The 17,555-nt window shown below is 69.9% G+C and carries 15 protein-coding genes; 1 reads left to right on the top strand and 14 read right to left on the bottom strand.

The genetic code is table 11. The annotated features are described in order from the left end of the window. Positions 1-63 precede the first annotated feature (63 nt). The 14 genes from RNB18_RS45295 to pyrR all read right to left on the bottom strand — a co-directional run bounded on the left by RNB18_RS45295 (position 64) and on the right by pyrR (position 16,745). A complete protein-coding gene (locus tag RNB18_RS45295) occupies positions 64-2,223 on the bottom strand; it encodes a primosomal protein N' (protein ID WP_311719988.1) in 2,160 nt (719 codons plus the stop codon). Between the two features lie 158 nt (positions 2,224-2,381). Continuing rightward, complete coding sequence (metK, locus tag RNB18_RS45290; protein WP_057614147.1) at positions 2,382-3,590, bottom strand: methionine adenosyltransferase; 1,209 nt, start codon at positions 3,588-3,590, stop codon at positions 2,382-2,384. Between the two features lie 240 nt (positions 3,591-3,830). Next, complete coding sequence (gene coaBC / locus RNB18_RS45285; protein ID WP_311719985.1) at positions 3,831-5,033, bottom strand: bifunctional phosphopantothenoylcysteine decarboxylase/phosphopantothenate--cysteine ligase CoaBC; 1,203 nt, start codon at positions 5,031-5,033, stop codon at positions 3,831-3,833. A 125-nt stretch (positions 5,034-5,158) separates the two neighbouring features. After that, positions 5,159-5,431, bottom strand: coding sequence for a DNA-directed RNA polymerase subunit omega (rpoZ, locus tag RNB18_RS45280; protein ID WP_003988945.1), 273 nt, complete (start codon positions 5,429-5,431; stop codon positions 5,159-5,161). 65 nt (positions 5,432-5,496) lie between these two features. Then, the gene (gene gmk / locus RNB18_RS45275; RefSeq protein ID WP_311719984.1) at positions 5,497-6,054 is read right to left on the bottom strand and encodes a guanylate kinase; all 558 of its coding nucleotides are present in this window, start codon (positions 6,052-6,054) and stop codon (positions 5,497-5,499) included. 59 nt (positions 6,055-6,113) lie between these two features. Continuing rightward, entirely contained in the window at positions 6,114-6,437 is a 324-nt protein-coding gene (locus tag RNB18_RS45270; protein WP_003977346.1) for an integration host factor, read from the bottom strand. A 324-nt stretch (positions 6,438-6,761) separates the two neighbouring features. Continuing rightward, positions 6,762-7,601: an orotidine-5'-phosphate decarboxylase gene (gene pyrF / locus RNB18_RS45265; protein WP_311719983.1), complete on the bottom strand. Its 840-nt coding sequence runs from the start codon at positions 7,599-7,601 to the stop codon at positions 6,762-6,764. Next, a complete protein-coding gene (locus RNB18_RS45260) occupies positions 7,598-8,704 on the bottom strand; it encodes a quinone-dependent dihydroorotate dehydrogenase (RefSeq protein ID WP_311719981.1) in 1,107 nt (368 codons plus the stop codon). The genes pyrF and RNB18_RS45260 overlap by 4 nt, the downstream gene beginning before the upstream one ends. Before the next feature lie 51 nt (positions 8,705-8,755). Then, entirely contained in the window at positions 8,756-12,064 is a 3,309-nt protein-coding gene (gene carB / locus RNB18_RS45255; RefSeq protein WP_311719980.1) for a carbamoyl-phosphate synthase large subunit, read from the bottom strand. Next, on the bottom strand, positions 12,057-13,214 hold the full coding sequence (gene carA / locus RNB18_RS45250; RefSeq protein ID WP_266526026.1) for a glutamine-hydrolyzing carbamoyl-phosphate synthase small subunit: 1,158 nt from the start codon (positions 13,212-13,214) through the stop codon (positions 12,057-12,059). Before carA ends, carB begins: the two co-directional genes overlap by 8 nt. Next, positions 13,211-13,801: a PH-like domain-containing protein gene (locus RNB18_RS45245; RefSeq protein ID WP_311719978.1), complete on the bottom strand. Its 591-nt coding sequence runs from the start codon at positions 13,799-13,801 to the stop codon at positions 13,211-13,213. Before RNB18_RS45245 ends, carA begins: the two co-directional genes overlap by 4 nt. Continuing rightward, on the bottom strand, positions 13,798-15,084 hold the full coding sequence (locus tag RNB18_RS45240) for a dihydroorotase (RefSeq protein ID WP_311719976.1): 1,287 nt from the start codon (positions 15,082-15,084) through the stop codon (positions 13,798-13,800). The genes RNB18_RS45245 and RNB18_RS45240 overlap by 4 nt, the downstream gene beginning before the upstream one ends. A 5-nt stretch (positions 15,085-15,089) precedes the next feature. Next, positions 15,090-16,085: an aspartate carbamoyltransferase catalytic subunit gene (locus RNB18_RS45235; RefSeq protein WP_311719975.1), complete on the bottom strand. Its 996-nt coding sequence runs from the start codon at positions 16,083-16,085 to the stop codon at positions 15,090-15,092. An 87-nt stretch (positions 16,086-16,172) separates the two neighbouring features. After that, complete coding sequence (gene pyrR / locus RNB18_RS45230; RefSeq protein ID WP_266567307.1) at positions 16,173-16,745, bottom strand: bifunctional pyr operon transcriptional regulator/uracil phosphoribosyltransferase PyrR; 573 nt, start codon at positions 16,743-16,745, stop codon at positions 16,173-16,175. A 253-nt stretch (positions 16,746-16,998) separates the two neighbouring features. On the opposite strand from pyrR, the gene bldD reads away from it, so the two are divergent. Then, on the top strand, positions 16,999-17,499 hold the full coding sequence (gene bldD, locus RNB18_RS45225) for a transcriptional regulator BldD (RefSeq protein ID WP_007380685.1): 501 nt from the start codon (positions 16,999-17,001) through the stop codon (positions 17,497-17,499). The last annotated feature ends 56 nt before the right edge of the window (positions 17,500-17,555 follow it).

Raw genomic sequence — 17,555 nt, 5'->3', positions numbered from 1 at the left:
GCGTGAGCCCCCTGTCCCCGCGTCCAGATCGTCCGGCCCACCTCTCGCACCCGCCCCCGACCGTCACCCAATGTCAGGCGGATCGATCCGCACCCACACCGCTGCCTCACCTCCGCTCCCGCCCCGAGCCATCCGCGTGGCCTGCGCCGACTTGAGTGCAGACGCCAACGCCGCCCCCCTTCCCGGCGGCACCCGCACAAGCACCCGCTCCCACCGCTCCCCCACCGGTGGCGCCCCCACCCTCCGAGGCCCCCCCGCCACCGTCACCGGCAACGGCACAGGCCCCAACACCTCCGCCTCACCAGGCAGTTCCACGGCCGTCAGAAACTCGGCAAGCGCCTCCCCCGTCCCCGACACCGCGGCCATCCGCGACACCGGCGGAAACCCCAACTCGGCCCGCTCCCCCAACTCCCGGACCGCATGCCCCACGGGGTCCCACCGCACCAGCGCCTGCACAGGCCGCAGTGTGGGCTCGGCAACCACCACCACCGTGCCCCCGGCCTCCTGCGCCCGCACCAGCGCCGACGCCGCGATCCACCGCCGTAGCGCATCCTCCCCGGCCCGCAGATCCGGCCGCCCGAGCATGGCCCACCCGTCCAGCAACAACGCCGCCGCATACCCGCCCTCGGCGACTGGCTCCGCCCCCGGCGTGCTCACCACCAGCGCCGGCGCCCCCGGCACGGTGTCCAGCACATGTTCACGCCCGGACGTCCGCACCGGAACAGCCGGAAACGCCCGCCCCAACTCCTCCGCGGTACGCCGGGCCCCCACCACCTGCGCCCGCAACCGGAAGCCGCCGCACTCCGGACAGTGCCAGGCCCCCTCCTCGCGTCCACACCACCCGCACCGCAGCGCCGCCCCGGACTCCTGCCCCTCCAACGGCCCGGCACAATGCCGACATCGCGCGGGCTCCCGGCAGTTGGCGCAGGCCATCCGCGGCACATACCCCCGGCGCGGCACCTGCACGAGCACCGGCCCGTGCCGCAAGCCCTCCCTGACGGCCTGCCAGGCGAGCGTGGGCAGCCGGGCCGCCCGAGCCGCCTCGTCCCGGGCGAGATCCTGGTCCCCCACGGTCCGCACCAGCGGAGCGACGGCCCGCACCTGCTCCCGCGAGGCGATGAGCGGCCGCGCCCAGCCGCTCTCCACAAGCTGCGCGGCCTCCACCGTGCAGCTCCAACTCCCCAGCAGAAAGCCGCACTTGTCCTGCGCGGCACGCAACAGCAGCACCTCACGCGCATGCGGCTGCGGGGCATGCGGCTCGCTGTGACTGTCGTCGCCGTCGTCCCAGAGCGCGACGAGCCCCAGGTCCCGCACCGGGGCGAACATGGCGGCCCTCGTCCCGACCACGGCCCGCACGGCCCCCCGCCGCACGGCCAGCCACTCCCGATACCGCTTCTCGGGCCCGGCGTCGGCGGTCAGGACCGCATGCCGCCCCTCGCCCAGCACCGAGGTCAGCGCGGCGTCGACCCGCGCGACGGCCCGCCCGTCCGGCACGACGACCAGCGCCCCCCGCCCCGAGGCCAAGGTCGCGGCAACGGCCCGCGCCAGTTCCTCACTCCACTCCGGCCCGGGCAGGGCGTTCCACACCGCGCGCGGTGCACCTCCCGAGGCCAGCGACTCCAGAAACGCGTCCCCCCGCTCATACCGCCCCCAGGAGCCCACCGCGGGCGCCGCGGGCAGCGGCAACGGCTCGGGCGAAGGCCGCTGCTCGGCCCGAGCGCTACGCGGCGGGACGGCAAGCTGCAGCACATCCGCCAGACTCCCCGCATACCGGTCGGCGACGGCCCGAGCGAGCCCCAGAAGCTCCTCGCTGAGCACCGGCTCCGGCGAGACGACCTGAGCAAGCGCCGCCAGCGGCCCGGAGTAGTCCGACTCGGCGAGCCGCTCGACCAGAAACCCGTCGATCAGCCCCCCACCCTCACGCCGCCCTTCCCGGACCCGCCCACGCCCGGCACCGAACCGCACCCGCACCCGCACCCCCGGCTGCGCATCCGCGTCGAGTTCCTCGGGCACGGCGTAGTCGAAGTACCGGTCAAGATGCAGCACTCCCTTGTCGACCAGTACCCGCGCGACCGGCAGCTCCTTGGCCAACGCGGCCCCCCGCCACGTCCGCGGCTTGGCCCGCGGCACCTTGGCGTTCCGCACACTCTCCCGAATCAAGGCAAGCTGCTCGGGCTGCGCTCCTTCGGCGCCACCGTCCACGGACCCGTTCTCGCTGCTCACGCTTGCATTCTTACCAAACCCCACTGACAACTGACGCCGCCCGAACCCGAAGGGGCCCTTCCCGCGGGCATGCACGTCCGGCTGGTGACGCGCCGAGGCCCGGCACCCCAAGGGGACACCGGGCCTCGCGGCAAACCGCAGGGGGCTTACTTATGGACCTACAGACCCGCGGCCTTCTTCAGCGCCTCCACACGGTCCGTCTTCTCCCACGTGAACTCGGGCAGCTCACGGCCGAAGTGGCCGTACGCCGCCGTCAGGGAGTAGATCGGGCGCAGCAGGTCCAGGTCGCGGATGATGGCGGCCGGACGGAGGTCGAAGACCTCGTCGATGGCCTTCTCGATCTTCTCGGTGTCGATCGTCGCGGTACCGAAGGTCTCCACGAACAGGCCCACGGGCTCGGCCTTGCCGATGGCGTAGGCGACCTGGACCTCGCAGCGGGAGGCGAGACCCGCGGCGACGACGTTCTTGGCGACCCAGCGCATGGCGTACGCGGCCGAGCGGTCGACCTTGGACGGGTCCTTGCCGGAGAAGGCGCCGCCGCCGTGGCGGGCCATGCCGCCGTACGTGTCGATGATGATCTTGCGGCCGGTCAGGCCGGCGTCGCCCATCGGGCCGCCGATCTCGAAGCGGCCGGTGGGGTTGACCAGGAGGCGGTAGCTCTCCGTGTCCAGCTTGATGCCGTCGTCCAGGAGCGCCTTCAGCTCCGGCTCGACGACGAACTCGCGGATGTCCGGGGCGAGCAGGGAGTCCAGGTCGATGTCGGACGCGTGCTGCGAGGAGACGACGACCGTGTCGAGACGGACGGCCTTGTCGCCGTCGTACTCGATGGTGACCTGCGTCTTGCCGTCGGGGCGCAGGTAGGGGATGGTGCCGTTCTTGCGGACCTCGGAGAGGCGCTTCGCCAGGCGGTGCGCCAGGAAGATCGGCAGCGGCATCAGGGTGGGGGTCTCGTCCGTCGCGTAGCCGAACATCAGACCCTGGTCGCCCGCACCCTGGCGGTCGAGCTCGTCCTCGTCGCCCTCGACCCGGTTCTCGTACGCCGTGTCGACGCCCTGCGCGATGTCCGGGGACTGCGCGCCGATCGACACCGAGACACCGCAGGAGGCGCCGTCGAAGCCCTTCTTCGAGGAGTCGTAACCGATCTCCAGGATCTTGTCGCGCACCAGCTGGGCGATCGGCGCGTAGGTCTTGGTGGTGACCTCACCGGCCACATGCACCAGGCCGGTCGTGATCAGGGTCTCGACCGCGACCCGGGACGTCGGGTCCTCCTTGAGGAGCGCGTCGAGGATGGTGTCACTGATCTGGTCAGCGATCTTGTCGGGGTGGCCCTCGGTCACAGACTCCGAGGTGAACAGACGACGGGACACAACGCTCCCTGGGGTTGCAGCGGCTGCTGGCTGATCATTGGCGGACTGGCTCGGGGGCTGCGCCCGGCATCGTCCGAGAACAGTTTATCGGTCGTGCTCGGCCACCGGCTCCCCCGTCTCGCCACTCGGGAGTGCTGTGACCTGCGGCACGGGCATTGTGCCCAATGACGAGCGGGCTTGGCCAGGGGCGCCACGCCTCTGTGGCAGAGGTTTGTGGGGACCGAGAAGCGAATGAAACATTCACGTGAGGCGCTGTGCCACCAGGTCCCACACGGTTTCGGCCAGGAACTCCTTCGGGCCGTGCGGTACCGCGGTCTCGCTGCCGTCGGCGCCCAGCACCACGGCCTCGTTCTCCTCCGACCCGAAGGTCTTGCGCTCCCCCACCTCGTTGACGACGAGGAGGTCGCAGCCCTTGCGGCGCAGTTTCGTACGACCGTTGGCCAGGACGTCGTCGGTCTCGGCGGCGAAGCCGACTATCACCTGGCCGGGGCGGGCGCGCTCGGCCGAGATCTCGGCGAGGATGTCCGGATTCCGCACCAGGACGATCGGCTCGGGGTCCTGACCGTCCTTCTTCTTGATCTTTCCGGCCGCGTATGTCTGCGGGCGGAAGTCCGCGACCGCCGCCGCCATGACGACCGCGTCGGCGTCGGCGGCCGCCTTCAGGACCGCCTCGCGCAGCTGCACGGCCGTCCCCACGGGGACGACATCCACGCCCGCCGGGTCCGGCATACCGGTGTTCGCCGCGAGCAGGGTGACCCGGGCGCCGCGCGCGGCGGCGGTGCGGGCGAGGGCGTAGCCCTGCTTGCCGGAGGAGCGGTTGCCGAGGAACCGGACGGGGTCGAGGGGCTCGCGGGTGCCGCCGGCGCTCACGACCACGTGCCGGCCCTTGAGGTCGGGCTCGGTGACGCCCCGGGCCAGCACCCGGCGGCAGACCTCGAAGATCTCGGCGGGTTCCGGCAGCCGGCCCTTGCCGGTGTCGACGCCGGTCAGCCGGCCGACGGCCGGCTCGATCACGATCGCACCGCGTCGGCGCAGTGTCTGCACGTTCTCCTGGGTGGCCGGGTGCTCCCACATCTCGGTGTGCATGGCGGGCGCGAAGACGACCGGGCAGCGGGCCGTCAGGAGGGTGTTGGTGAGGAGGTCGTCCGCCAGGCCGTGCGCCGCCCTGGCGAGGGTGTCCGCGGTCGCCGGGGCCACGACCACCAGGTCGGCGTGCTGCCCGATACGGACGTGCGGGACCTCGTGGACGTCATCCCAGACCTCGGTCGAGACCGGCTTGCCGGAAAGGGCGGACCAGGTGGCGGCGCCCACGAAGTGCAGTGCGGAGGCGGTGGGGACGACGCGGACGTCGTGGCCGGACTCCGTGAGCCTTCTCAGCAGCTCACAGGCCTTGTACGCGGCGATGCCGCCACTGACCCCCAGCACGACCTTCGGCTTGTCCACCGTCTCTCCCCGTCTCTCCCCGCTCGGCAACGTACGACTGCGACGTACGGGTCCATCACACACCACAGGCCCGACAGTCGCGCTGCCGGGCCTGTGGATAAGTCAGCGAAAAGCTGAAAGTACTACTACTGCGCCGGGCCCTCGACGGCCTCGGACGTCAGCAGACCCGCGTTGATCTCGCGCAGGGCGATCGAGAGCGGCTTCTCGTGGACATGGGTGTCCACCAGCGGACCGACGTACTCAAGCAGGCCCTCACCGAGCTGCGAGTAGTACGCGTTGATCTGGCGGGCCCGCTTGGCCGCGTAGATCACGAGGCTGTACTTCGAGTCCGTGGCCTCGAGGAGCTCGTCGATCGGCGGGTTGATGATGCCCTCGGGCGCGGAGATGGAAGAGGACACGCTCTACCTTCCGATGGATGGGAAAGATTCAGTGCGAAGGATCAAGCCTCAACGAGCAGGCGGGATCACACCACATCCACCAAGGCTAGCAGCTCGCGCGCCACGTCCTCGACGGAGGTGTTGACCAAGGTCACATCGAACTCGGGTTCAGCCGCCAGTTCGATCTTTGCCGCCTCCAGGCGGCGTTCGATCACCTCGGGCGGCTCGGTGCCACGTCCGGTGAGTCTGCGCACGAGCTCCTCCCAGGAGGGAGGAGCCAGGAACACCAACTGGGCGTCCGTCATGGACTCACGGACCTGCCGGGCGCCCTGGAGGTCGATCTCCAGCAGGACGGGCTCACCCGCCTCCAGCCGCTCCAGCACGGCCGCACGCGGCGTGCCGTAGCGGTTGCCGGCGAATTCCGCCCACTCCAGCAGCTCACCGTTGGCGATCAGCTTGTCCATCTCCTCGTCGGTGACGAAGAAGTACTGGACACCGTGCTTCTCGCCGGGGCGGGGCTTGCGGGTCGTCGCCGACACCGAGAGCCAGACCTCGGGGTGTTCCTTGCGCATATGGGCGACGACCGTGCTCTTGCCGACCCCTGAGGGGCCGGAGAGCACGGTCAGCCGCGGACGTTCACTCATGCAGCGATTATTCCAGCAATCCCGGAGTGCCCGGGACTCCCTTCCCGGAGTGACCCGGTTCAGGAACCGGTGCTGCCGAACTCACGCTCCAGCGAAGCGATCTGGTTGGAGCCGAGGCCGCGTACACGACGGCTCTCGGAGATGCCGAGTCGCTCCATGATCTGCTTGGCGCGGACCTTGCCCACGCCCGGCAGGGACTCGAGCAGGGCGGAGACCTTCATCTTGCCGATGACGTCGTTCTCCTGGCCCTGCTTGATGACCTCGTGAAGGGAGGCGCCGGAGTGCTTGAGTCGATTCTTGACCTCGGCCCGCTCCCGGCGAGCCGCGGCGGCCTTTTCGAGCGCGGCTGCGCGCTGTTCAGGGGTAAGGGGCGGAAGAGCCACGCCTACGTCACCTCGGATGTCGATCTTGTCGGATACGGACCGGTGAGGAACCTAGTCGCCCCACACCTGGGGAGCCACGAGCAACACGCTTGCCCGTTCACTCTGCGTCGGAGACTAGCGGGCAAGTCCGCCAGAGTCAGCGAGAACAGCGGAAAAGTCCTGGTCAGCCTCCGCCAGGTCGGACATTTCTGACATATTGCCCCGGATTTGAGGATGTATTCAGACTCAAGCGGGCCTCGAACCACGCGTCTGAGGACTCGAACGGGGGTGTCGAACATCCGCGACGACCGTCGCGGATGCCTCAGCCCGTCCTTGACGGACGCCTCAGCCCGTCGGCAGCGCGGACCTGATCTCGTCCGCGAACCGCTCGGCGGACGCGCGCAGCGCACCGACGTCGGGACCGTGCCTCAGCACGCCCCGGCTGACGTTCGGGACGACGTTGTGGATCGCCGCACCGAAGACCCCGGGGAGATCGGCCGGAGTGGCCCCCTGGGCCCCGACGCCGGGTGCGAGGAGCGGACCGTTGATGTCCAGGTCGTAGGACGACAGATCGCCGAGCGTGGCCCCGACGACGGCACCGAAGGACCCCAGGGGCTCCTCCCCCGTGTTCTCGGCGGCCAGATGGGCCAGCATGGTCGCGCCGACGTTCCGGCCGTCCGCGCGGACGGCGTGCTGCACCTCGCCGCCCTCCGGGTTGGACGTCAGCGCGAGCACGAACAGGCCCGCGCCGCTCTCGCGCGCCAGCACGACGGCCGGCGAGAGCGAGCCGTAACCGAGGTACGGCGACACGGTCAGCGCATCCGAGAACAGCGGGGAGTCCTTGCGCAGGAAGGCCTCGGCGTACGCGGCCATGGTCGAGCCGATGTCACCGCGCTTGGCGTCCATGAGGACCAGCGCCCCGGCCGCCCGGGCCTCCTGGACGGTCTTCTCCAGTACGGCGACACCGCGCGAGCCGAAGCGCTCGAAGAACGCGCTCTGGGGCTTGAACACGGCGACCCGGTCGGACAGCGCCTCCACGACCGTGCGGCTGAACCGCTCCAGACCGGCCACGTCGTCGTTCAGGCCCCACTCGGTGAGCAGTGAGGCGTGCGGGTCGATCCCCACGCACAGCGGGCCGCGCTCGTCCATGGCTCGGCGCAGGCGTGCGCCGAAGGGCTCGGTCATACCGTCTTCCTCACGTCGGCGCCGACCGCGTCGGCGAGAGTGGCGTACGGGCTAGTGCGCAGGCGCGCGGCGAGCCCCTTGTGGATGGCCCGGCCCCAGAAGGGACCCTCGTAGATGAACGCGCTGTAGCCCTGGACCAGCGTGGCGCCCGCCAGGATGCGCTGCCAGGCGTCCTCGGCGTCCTGGACGCCACCGACGCCCACCAGGGTGATCCGGTCGCCCACGCGCGCGTACAGGCGCCTCAGGACCTCCAGGGAGCGCGCCTTGAGGGGTGCTCCGGACAGGCCGCCCGTCTCGTTCACCAACGCGGGTCCGGATGTCAGACCGAGTCCTTCGCGCGCGATGGTCGTGTTGGTGGCGATGATGCCGTCCAGGCCGAGTTCGACTGCCAGGTCGGCGACCGCGTCGACGTCCTCGTCGGCGAGGTCGGGTGCGATCTTCACCAGGAGCGGGACGCGACGGGAGGCCACCATGCGGTCGGCGGCCTCGCGGACAGCGGTCAGGAGCGGCCGCAGATGGTCGACCGCCTGGAGGTTGCGCAGGCCGGGCGTGTTGGGCGACGACACGTTCACGACCAGGTAGTCGGCGTACGGCGCCAGCCGCTCCGCCGACTTCACGTAGTCACCGATCGCCTCGGCCTCCGGGACGGCCTTGGTCTTGCCGATGTTGACGCCCACCACGGTCTTGAAAACCGGCTCACGGGAGGCCAGGCGGGCCGCCACGGCCAGCGAGCCCTCGTTGTTGAAGCCCATGCGGTTGATGAGCGCGCGGTCCTGTACCAGGCGGAACAGCCGCTTCTTGGGGTTGCCCGGCTGGGCCTCCCCGGTCACCGTGCCGATCTCGACGTGGTCGAAGCCCAGCATCGTCAAGCCGTCGATCGCGACCGCGTTCTTGTCGAAGCCTGCGGCCAGTCCGAAGGGGCCGTGCATGCGCAGCCCGAAGGCCTCGGTGCGCAGCTCCTTGTGGCGGGGTGCGAGAGCGGCCGCGACGAACGTGCGCAGCACGGGAACGCTGGCGGCGAGGCGGATCCACCGGAAGGCCAGGTGATGGGCCTGCTCGGGGTCCAGGCGTTTGAAGACGAGATTGAAAAAGATCTTGTACATGGTGTCCTCACCAAGAGGGGGACACCGTTTCCGGTGTCCCCCTCAGGGCTGCTAGTCGCGGGCCGCGGTCAGGTGTTCCGCGTGTTCCTGGAGCGAACGGACGCCCACATCACCGTGGTTGAGGGCGTCGATGCCCTGGACGGCGGCGGCGAGCGCCTGAACCGTCGTCAGACACGGGACCGACCGCGCCACGGCCGCCGTACGGATCTCGTAGCCGTCGAGGCGGCCGCCGGTGCCGTACGGGGTGTTGACGATGAGGTCGACCTCGCCGTCGTGGATGAGCTGGACGATGGTCTTCTCGCCGTTCGGGCCGGTGCCCTCGGACTGCTTGCGCACGACGGTGGCGTTGATGCCGTTGCGCTTGAGGACCTCGGCCGTGCCGGAGGTGGCGAGCAGCTCGAATCCGTGCGCGACCAGTTCGCGCGCGGGGAAGATCATCGAGCGCTTGTCGCGGTTGGCGACCGAGATGAACGCACGCCCCTTGGTGGGCAGCGGACCGTAGGCGCCCGCCTGCGACTTGGCGTACGCCGTGCCGAAGACGGAGTCGATGCCCATGACCTCGCCGGTGGAGCGCATCTCCGGGCCGAGGACCGTGTCGACGCCGCGGCCGTGGATGTCGCGGAAGCGCGACCACGGCATGACGGCCTCCTTCACGGAGATCGGCGCGTCCAGCGGAAGTTCGCCGCCGTCGCCGTTGGCCGGAAGCAGGCCCTCGGCGCGCAGTTCGGCGACGGTCGCTCCCAGCGAGATCCGGGCGGCGGCCTTGGCAAGCGGCACGGCGGTCGCCTTCGAGGTGAAGGGGACGGTGCGGGACGCGCGCGGGTTGGCCTCCAGGACGTAGAGGATGTCACCGGCCATGGCGAACTGGATGTTGATCAGACCCCGGACGCCCACCCCGCGCGCGATGGCCTCGGTGGAGGCCCGCAGGCGCTTGATGTCGAAGCCGCCCAGCGTGATCGGCGGCAGTGCGCACGCCGAGTCGCCGGAGTGGATGCCGGCCTCCTCGATGTGCTCCATCACGCCGCCCAGGTAGAGCTCCTGGCCGTCGTAGAGGGCGTCGACGTCGATCTCGATGGCGTCGTCGAGGAACCGGTCGACCAGGACCGGGCGCGAGGGGCTGATCTCGGTGGACTCGGCGATGTAGGCCTCGAGGCGGGTCTCGTCGTAGACGATCTCCATGCCGCGGCCGCCGAGGACGTAGGAGGGCCGTACGAGGACCGGGTAGCCGATCTCGTCCGCGATGGCCTTGGCGCCGGCGAAGGTGGTGGCGGTGCCGTGCTTGGGGGCCGGGAGGCCCGCCTCGGCGAGGACACGGCCGAAGGCGCCGCGGTCCTCGGCGGCGTGGATCGCCTCGGGCGGGGTGCCCACGACCGGCACGCCGTTGTCCTTGAGCGCCTGCGCCAGACCCAGCGGGGTCTGCCCGCCCAGCTGCACGATCACACCCGCGACCGGACCGGCCTGCTGCTCCGCGTGGACGATCTCCAGGACGTCCTCGAGCGTGAGCGGCTCGAAGTACAGCCGGTCGGAGGTGTCGTAGTCGGTGGAGACGGTCTCGGGGTTGCAGTTGACCATCACCGTCTCGTACCCGGCGTCGGACAGCGCGAAGGAGGCGTGCACGCAGGAGTAGTCGAACTCGATGCCCTGGCCGATGCGGTTCGGGCCGGAGCCCAGGATGATCACCGCGGGCTTGGTCCGGGACGCGACCTCGCTCTCCTCGTCGTAGGAGGAGTAGAAGTACGGCGTCTTCGCGGCGAACTCGGCCGCGCAGGTGTCGACGGTCTTGTAGACCGGGCGCACACCGAGTGCGTGCCGCACCTCGCGCACCACGTCCTCGCGCAGGCCCCGGATCTCGCCGATCTGCTGGTCGGAGAAGCCGTGCCGCTTGGCCTCGGCGAGGAGATCGGCGTCCAAACGCTCAGCGGAGGCCAGCTCGTCCGCGGTCTCCTTGATCAGGAAGAGCTGGTCGACGAACCAGGGGTCGATCTTCGTGTACTCGAAGACCTCCTCCGGGGTGGCGCCCGCGCGGATGGCCTGCATGACGGTGTTGACGCGGCCGTCGGTGGGCCGTACGGCCTCCTCCAGGAGGGCGGTCTTGTCGCCGGGCTCGCCCACGAAGGTGAACTGGCTGCCCTTCTTCTCCAGCGAGCGCAGTGCCTTCTGGAAGGCCTCGGTGAAGTTGCGGCCGATCGCCATGGCCTCGCCGACCGACTTCATGGTCGTGGTCAGCGTGGAGTCTGCGGACGGGAACTTCTCGAACGCGAAGCGCGGGGCCTTCACGACCACGTAGTCGAGCGTGGGCTCGAAGGAGGCCGGGGTCTTCTCCGTGATGTCGTTCGGGATCTCGTCGAGCGTGTAGCCGACGGCCAGCTTGGCGGCGATCTTGGCGATCGGGAAGCCGGTCGCCTTGGACGCGAGGGCCGAGGACCGGGACACGCGCGGGTTCATCTCGATGACGATGATGCGGCCGTCATCCGGGTCGACCGCGAACTGGATGTTGCAGCCGCCGGTGTCGACGCCGACCTCGCGGATGATCGCGATGCCGATGTCACGCAGTCGCTGGTACTCGCGGTCGGTCAGGGTCATCGCGGGCGCGACGGTGATCGAGTCGCCGGTGTGGACGCCCATCGGGTCGAAGTTCTCGATGGAGCAGACGACCACGACATTGTCGTTCTTGTCGCGCATCAGCTCCAGCTCGTACTCCTTCCAGCCGAGGATGGACTCCTCCAGGAGCACCTCGGTGGTCGGGGAGAGCGTGAGGCCCTGTCCGGCGATGCGGCGCAGCTCCTCCTCGTTGTGGGCGAAGCCGGAGCCGGCGCCGCCCATGGTGAAGGAGGGCCGGACGACGACCGGGTAACCGCCGAGCTGCTCGACGCCCTTCAGGACGTCGTCCATCGAGTGGCAGATGTAGGACCGGGCGGACTCGCCGTGCCCGATCTTCTCGCGGACGGCCTCCACGACGTCCTTGAAGAGGTCGCGGTCCTCGCCCTTGTTGATGGCTTCGACGTTGGCGCCGATGAGTTCGACACCGTACTTCTCCAGCACACCCTGCTCGTGCATGGAGATCGCGGTGTTGAGGGCGGTCTGGCCGCCCAGTGTCGGCAGCAGCGCGTCCGGCCGCTCCTTGGCGATGATCTTCTCGACGAACTCCGGGGTGATCGGCTCGACATAGGTGGCGTCGGCGATCTCCGGGTCGGTCATGATCGTCGCCGGGTTGGAGTTGACCAGGATCACCCTGAGGCCCTCGGCCTTCAGGACCCGGCACGCCTGCGTGCCGGAGTAGTCGAACTCGGCGGCCTGGCCGATGACGATCGGGCCGGAGCCGATGACCAGGACGGACTGGATATCGGTGCGCTTAGGCACGCTGGCCCTCCATCAGAACTGTGTTCATCAAAGACGTGAAGCGGTCGAACAGGTAGGCGGCGTCGTGCGGACCCGCTGCCGCTTCGGGGTGGTACTGGACGGAGAAGGCCGGCTGGTCGAGCAGCTGGAGTCCCTCCACGACGTTGTCGTTCAAGCAGACGTGCGAGACCTCCACGCGCCCGAACCTGGTCTCGCTGACCTTGTCGAGCGGCGCGTCCACGGCGAATCCGTGGTTGTGCGCGGTGACCTCGACCTTGCCGGTGGTCCGGTCCTGCACGGGCTGGTTGATGCCCCGGTGGCCGTACTTCAGCTTGTAGGTGCCGAAGCCCAGCGCACGGCCGAGGATCTGGTTGCCGAAGCAGATGCCGAACAGGGGCGTCCTGCGCTCCAGGACGGCGGTCATCAGCGCGACCGGTCCGTCGGCGGTGGCCGGGTCGCCGGGCCCGTTGGAGAAGAAGACCCCGTCGGGGGCGACGGCGTAGACGTCCTCCGCGGTGGCCGTGGCCGGCAGTACGTGCACCTCGATGCCGCGCTCGGCCATGCGGTGCGGGGTCATGCCCTTGATGCCGAGGTCGATCGCGGCGACCGTGAACTTCTTCTCACCGACCGCGGGGACGACGTACGCCTCCTTGGTGGCGACCTCCTCGTAGAGCGAGGCGCCCTTCATGTGCGGCTGGGCCTGCACGCGCGCGACGAGCTCGGGCTCGGCGGCGATCGCCTCGCCGGAGAAGATCCCGGCGCGCATCGAGCCGCGCTCGCGCAGGTGTCGGGTGAGTGCGCGGGTGTCGATGCCGGAGATCCCGACGATGTCCTGTGCGACCAGCTCGTCGTCGAGGGAGCGCTTGGCGCGCCAGTTGGACGGCACGCGCGCGGGGTCGCGCACGACGTAGCCGGAGACCCAGATGCGGCTCGACTCGTCGTCCTCGTCGTTCCAGCCGGTGTTGCCGATCTGCGGGGCGGTCGCGACGACGATCTGGCGGTCGTACGACGGGTCGGTCAGGGTCTCCTGGTAGCCGGTCATGCCGGTGGAGAAGACGGCCTCGCCGAAGGTCTCCCCCACGGCCCCGTAGGAACGGCCGCGGAAGATCCGGCCGTCCTCCAGGACGAGTACCGCAGGAGCCTTCGAGGCCCCCCTTGTGGAGGTCGTCATCGTGCGCCTTCCGTTTCCGTCTTGTTGATCATGGAGTTAATGGCGTCGACCCAGTCGGTGTGCTCGGCCGCGTGGTCGGAGCGGAACCCTGAGTCGATCAGACGCTCGCCGTGGGCCCAGGTCACCACGAGGAGCCCGCCCTCGGTCAGTACCTTGCCTGCGATGCCCTTGCCGAGCACCGCCTCCCGCAGGGCCTCGCGCGGGATGAAGAAGTCGGTCGCGCCGGGGCGCACGACGTCCAGTCCCGCGTCCGTCAACGTGAGCTCGACCCGGCTGCGGGTGCCCAGGCCGTGCGCCACGATCCGGTCGAGCCACTGCCCCGCGGTGGTGGAGCCGTGGTAGCGGCCGCTCATGCCCAGTCTCGCCGGGCCGGGGTCGTCCGGCGCGGTGGGGAGCTCGGGCAGGTCGCCCTGGAGCGTGCCGCGCCACTTCCAGCCCTCGCGCATCAGCCAGTAGACGAGCGCGACGAAGAGGGCGAGGCCGACGAGCCAGCCGACGCGGGCGGCCCAGTCCGTGACCTCGGCCGACTTCTTCTCGGCGGCAAGGCCCGTGGCGAGTCCGGTGGCGAGCAGAGTTGCAGGTGTCACGTGAGCTTCCCGTCGACGAGCGTGGCCTTGCCCCGGAGCCACGTGTGCGTGACACGGCCCGGCAGCTCACGCCCCTCGTACGGAGTGTTGCGGCTGCGCGAGGCGAAGCCCGCGGGGTCCACGGACCCACGGTATTCCGTGTCGACGAGCATGAGGTTGGCGGGCTCACCAGCCGAGACGGGGCGCCCGTGCCCCTTCGCCTGCCCGATCTCGGCGGGCTTGAAGGACATGCGCTCGGCGACCCCGGCCCAGTCGAGGAGCCCGGTGTCCACCATGGTCTCCTGCACCACTGACAACGCGGTCTCCAGGCCGACCATGCCCATGGCGGCCGCGGCCCACTCGCAGTCCTTGTCCTCGTGCGGGTGCGGGGCGTGGTCGGTGGCGACGATGTCGATGGTGCCGTCGGCCAGGGCCTCGCGCAGGGCGAGCACGTCCCGCTCGGTGCGCAGCGGCGGGTTCACCTTGTAGACCGGGTTGTACGACCGGACCAGCTCGTCGGTGAGCAGCAGGTGGTGCGGGGTGACCTCGGCGGTGACGTCGATGCCGCGGGACTTGGCCCAGCGGACGATCTCGACGGATCCGGCGGTCGAGAGGTGACAGATGTGGACGCGGGAGCCGACGTGCTCGGCGAGCAGGACATCCCGGGCGATGATCGATTCTTCGGCCACCGCGGGCCAGCCCCCGAGCCCCAGCTCGGCGGAGACGACGCCCTCGTTCATCTGGGCGCCCTCGGTCAGCCGCGGCTCTTGGGCGTGCTGCGCGACGACCCCGCCGAAGGCCTTCACGTACTCCAGCGCGCGCCGCATGATCACGGCGTCTTCGACGCACTTGCCGTCGTCGGAGAAGACGGTCACACCGGCGGCCGACTCGTGCATGGCACCGAGCTCGGCGAGCTTGCGGCCCTCCAGGCCGACGGTGACCGCACCGATGGGCTGGACGTCGCAGTAGCCGTGCTGCTGGCCGAGCCGGTAGACCTGCTCGACCACACCGGCGGTGTCGGCGACCGGGAAGGTGTTGGCCATGGCGAACACGGCGGTGTAGCCGCCGGAGGCCGCCGCGCGCGTGCCCGTCAGCACGGTCTCGGAGTCCTCGCGGCCCGGTTCACGCAGATGGGTGTGCAGGTCGACGAGGCCCGGGAGAAGCACCTTTCCGGCCGCGTCCACGACCTCGGCGCCCTCGGCTGAAATCCCCGTACCGACCGCCTCGATGGCCGAGCCGTCGATCAGCACGTCCTGCGGCTCGCCGCCAAGGACCTTCGCACCACGGATCAGGATCTTGCTCATGTGACTTACTTCTCCTCGATACGGGTGGGGGAGACGGCCGGCACGTTTTTCGAATCGACCACAGCGCCACCGAGCAGCAGATACAGAACGGCCATCCGGATGGAGACTCCGTTTGCGACCTGCTCGACGACGGTGCAGCGGTCGGAGTCGGCGACCTCGGCGGTGATCTCCATGCCGCGGACCATCGGGCCGGGGTGCATCACGATGGCGTGCTCCGGCATCCGCGCCATGCGGTCGCCGTCCAGGCCGTAGCGCCGCGAGTACTCGCGCTCGGTCGGGAAGAACGCGGCGTTCATCCGCTCGCGCTGCACGCGCAGCATCATCACCGCGTCGGACTTGGCGAGGGTGCTGTCGAGGTCGTACGCGATCTCGCAGGGCCAGGTCTCGATGCCGACCGGCACCAGGGTGGGCGGAGCGACGAGGGTGACCTCGGCGCCGAGGGTGTGCAGCAGGTCGACGTTGGAGCGGGCGACCCGGCTGTGCAGGATGTCACCGACGATCGTGATGCGCTTGCCGGAGAGGTCCTGGCCGATCCCCGCGTCCCGGCCGACGAGCCGGCGGCGCATGGTGAACGCGTCCAGCAGGGCCTGGGTGGGGTGCTGGTGGGTGCCGTCACCGGCGTTGATGACGGCCGCGTCGATCCAGCCGGAGGTGGCCAGGCGATACGGCGCCCCCGAGGCGCCGTGGCGGATGACGACGGCGTCGACACCCATGGCCTCCAGCGTCTGGGCGGTGTCCTTGAGGGACTCGCCCTTGGACACGCTGGAGCCCTTGGCGGTGAAGTTGATGACGTCCGCCGAGAGACGCTTCTCGGCGGCTTCGAAGGAGATACGCGTGCGCGTGGAGTCCTCGAAGAAGAGATTGACGATCGTGCGGCCGCGCAGGGTCGGCAGCTTCTTGATCGGCCGGTCGGCGACCCGGGCCATCTCCTCGGCGGTGTCGAGGATCAGGACGGCGTCGTCGCGGGTGAGGTCGGCGGCCGAGATGAGATGACGCTGCATCTTTCAGGCTCCGTAAGGCAGTTCAGGATCGGGAGATTCCGGGCAGGCGAGGGCACGCCGGAAGGGGCGTACCCGGTCCGTCTGCCGCTAGGTCTGCTTCACACCGAGCAGCACGGTGTCGCGACCGTCCTCCTCGGCGAGCTGGACCTTGACCGTCTCCCGCAGCGACGTGGGGAGGTTCTTGCCGACGTAGTCGGCGCGGATGGGCAGTTCGCGGTGGCCTCTGTCGACGAGGACCGCGAGCTGCACTGCGCGAGGGCGCCCGATGTCGTTCAGGGCGTCCAGGGCGGCGCGGATGGTGCGGCCGGAGAAGAGCACGTCGTCGACGAGGACGACCAGGCGGCCGTCGATGCCGTCACCGGGAATCTCGGTGCGGGCCAGCGCACGCGGCGGGTGCATGCGCAGATCGTCGCGATACATGGTGATGTCGAGCGAACCGACCGGAATCCCGCGGTCGGTGATCTCCTCGAGCTTGACGGCGAGCCGCTGGGCGAGGAAGACGCCTCGGGTGGGAATGCCGAGGAGCACCACGTCGTCGGCGCCCTTTGCGCGTTCGACGATCTCGTGGGCGATACGGGTCAGCACGCGCGCGATGTCGGGGCCTTCGAGAACGGGCCGGGCATCGGACGCCTGGTGGTCGGAAGTGTCCTGCTTGTCCATAAGAAACGGACCTCCTTCTCCGCCTCACGGGACGGACCTTAAAGGACGTCGGATTTGCGCCATCCACGGTAGCAGGCCCGAACGACGTCCCTGATCACCCCCTTGGCCCAATCAGCCACCACTCTCACGGAAGAGTCGGTGTGGACCATTCGGCTTGACGCAGAAGAGTCACGCTGCGTAACCTCACAGTGAGTTACCAGACGCGCGGCTCGAAACCACTGCGGCCGCGTCGATCCAGTGTCCGGGGAGCTATATGTCCAGCGAATACGCCAAACAGCTCGGGGCCAAGCTCCGGGCCATCCGCACCCAGCAGGGCCTTTCCCTCCACGGTGTCGAGGAGAAGTCCCAGGGACGCTGGAAGGCGGTCGTGGTCGGTTCGTACGAGCGCGGCGACCGCGCGGTGACGGTGCAGCGTCTTGCCGAGTTGGCGGATTTCTACGGCGTTCCGGTGCAGGAGCTGCTGCCCGGCACCACTCCGGGCGGGGCCGCCGAGCCGCCGCCGAAGCTGGTCCTGGACCTGGAGCGGCTGGCCCACGTCCCGGCCGAGAAGGCCGGCCCCCTCCAGCGGTATGCGGCCACCATCCAGTCCCAGCGTGGTGACTACAACGGCAAGGTGCTGTCGATCCGCCAGGACGACCTGCGCACACTCGCCGTCATCTACGACCAGTCCCCCTCGGTCCTCACCGAGCAGCTGATCAGCTGGGGCGTGCTGGACGCGGACGCGCGTCGCGCGGTGTCCCACGAGGACAGCTGAGCCGCTCCCAGCCTCAGCAGAAACGTGCCGCCGGGGTGGCCGGAACTTCACCGTTC

Origin of the sequence: Streptomyces doebereineriae (assembly GCF_031845645.1) — a bacterium.
GTDB lineage: Bacteria > Actinomycetota > Actinomycetes > Streptomycetales > Streptomycetaceae > Streptomyces > Streptomyces canus.
This window is presented reverse-complemented; position numbering and strand designations above follow the sequence as displayed.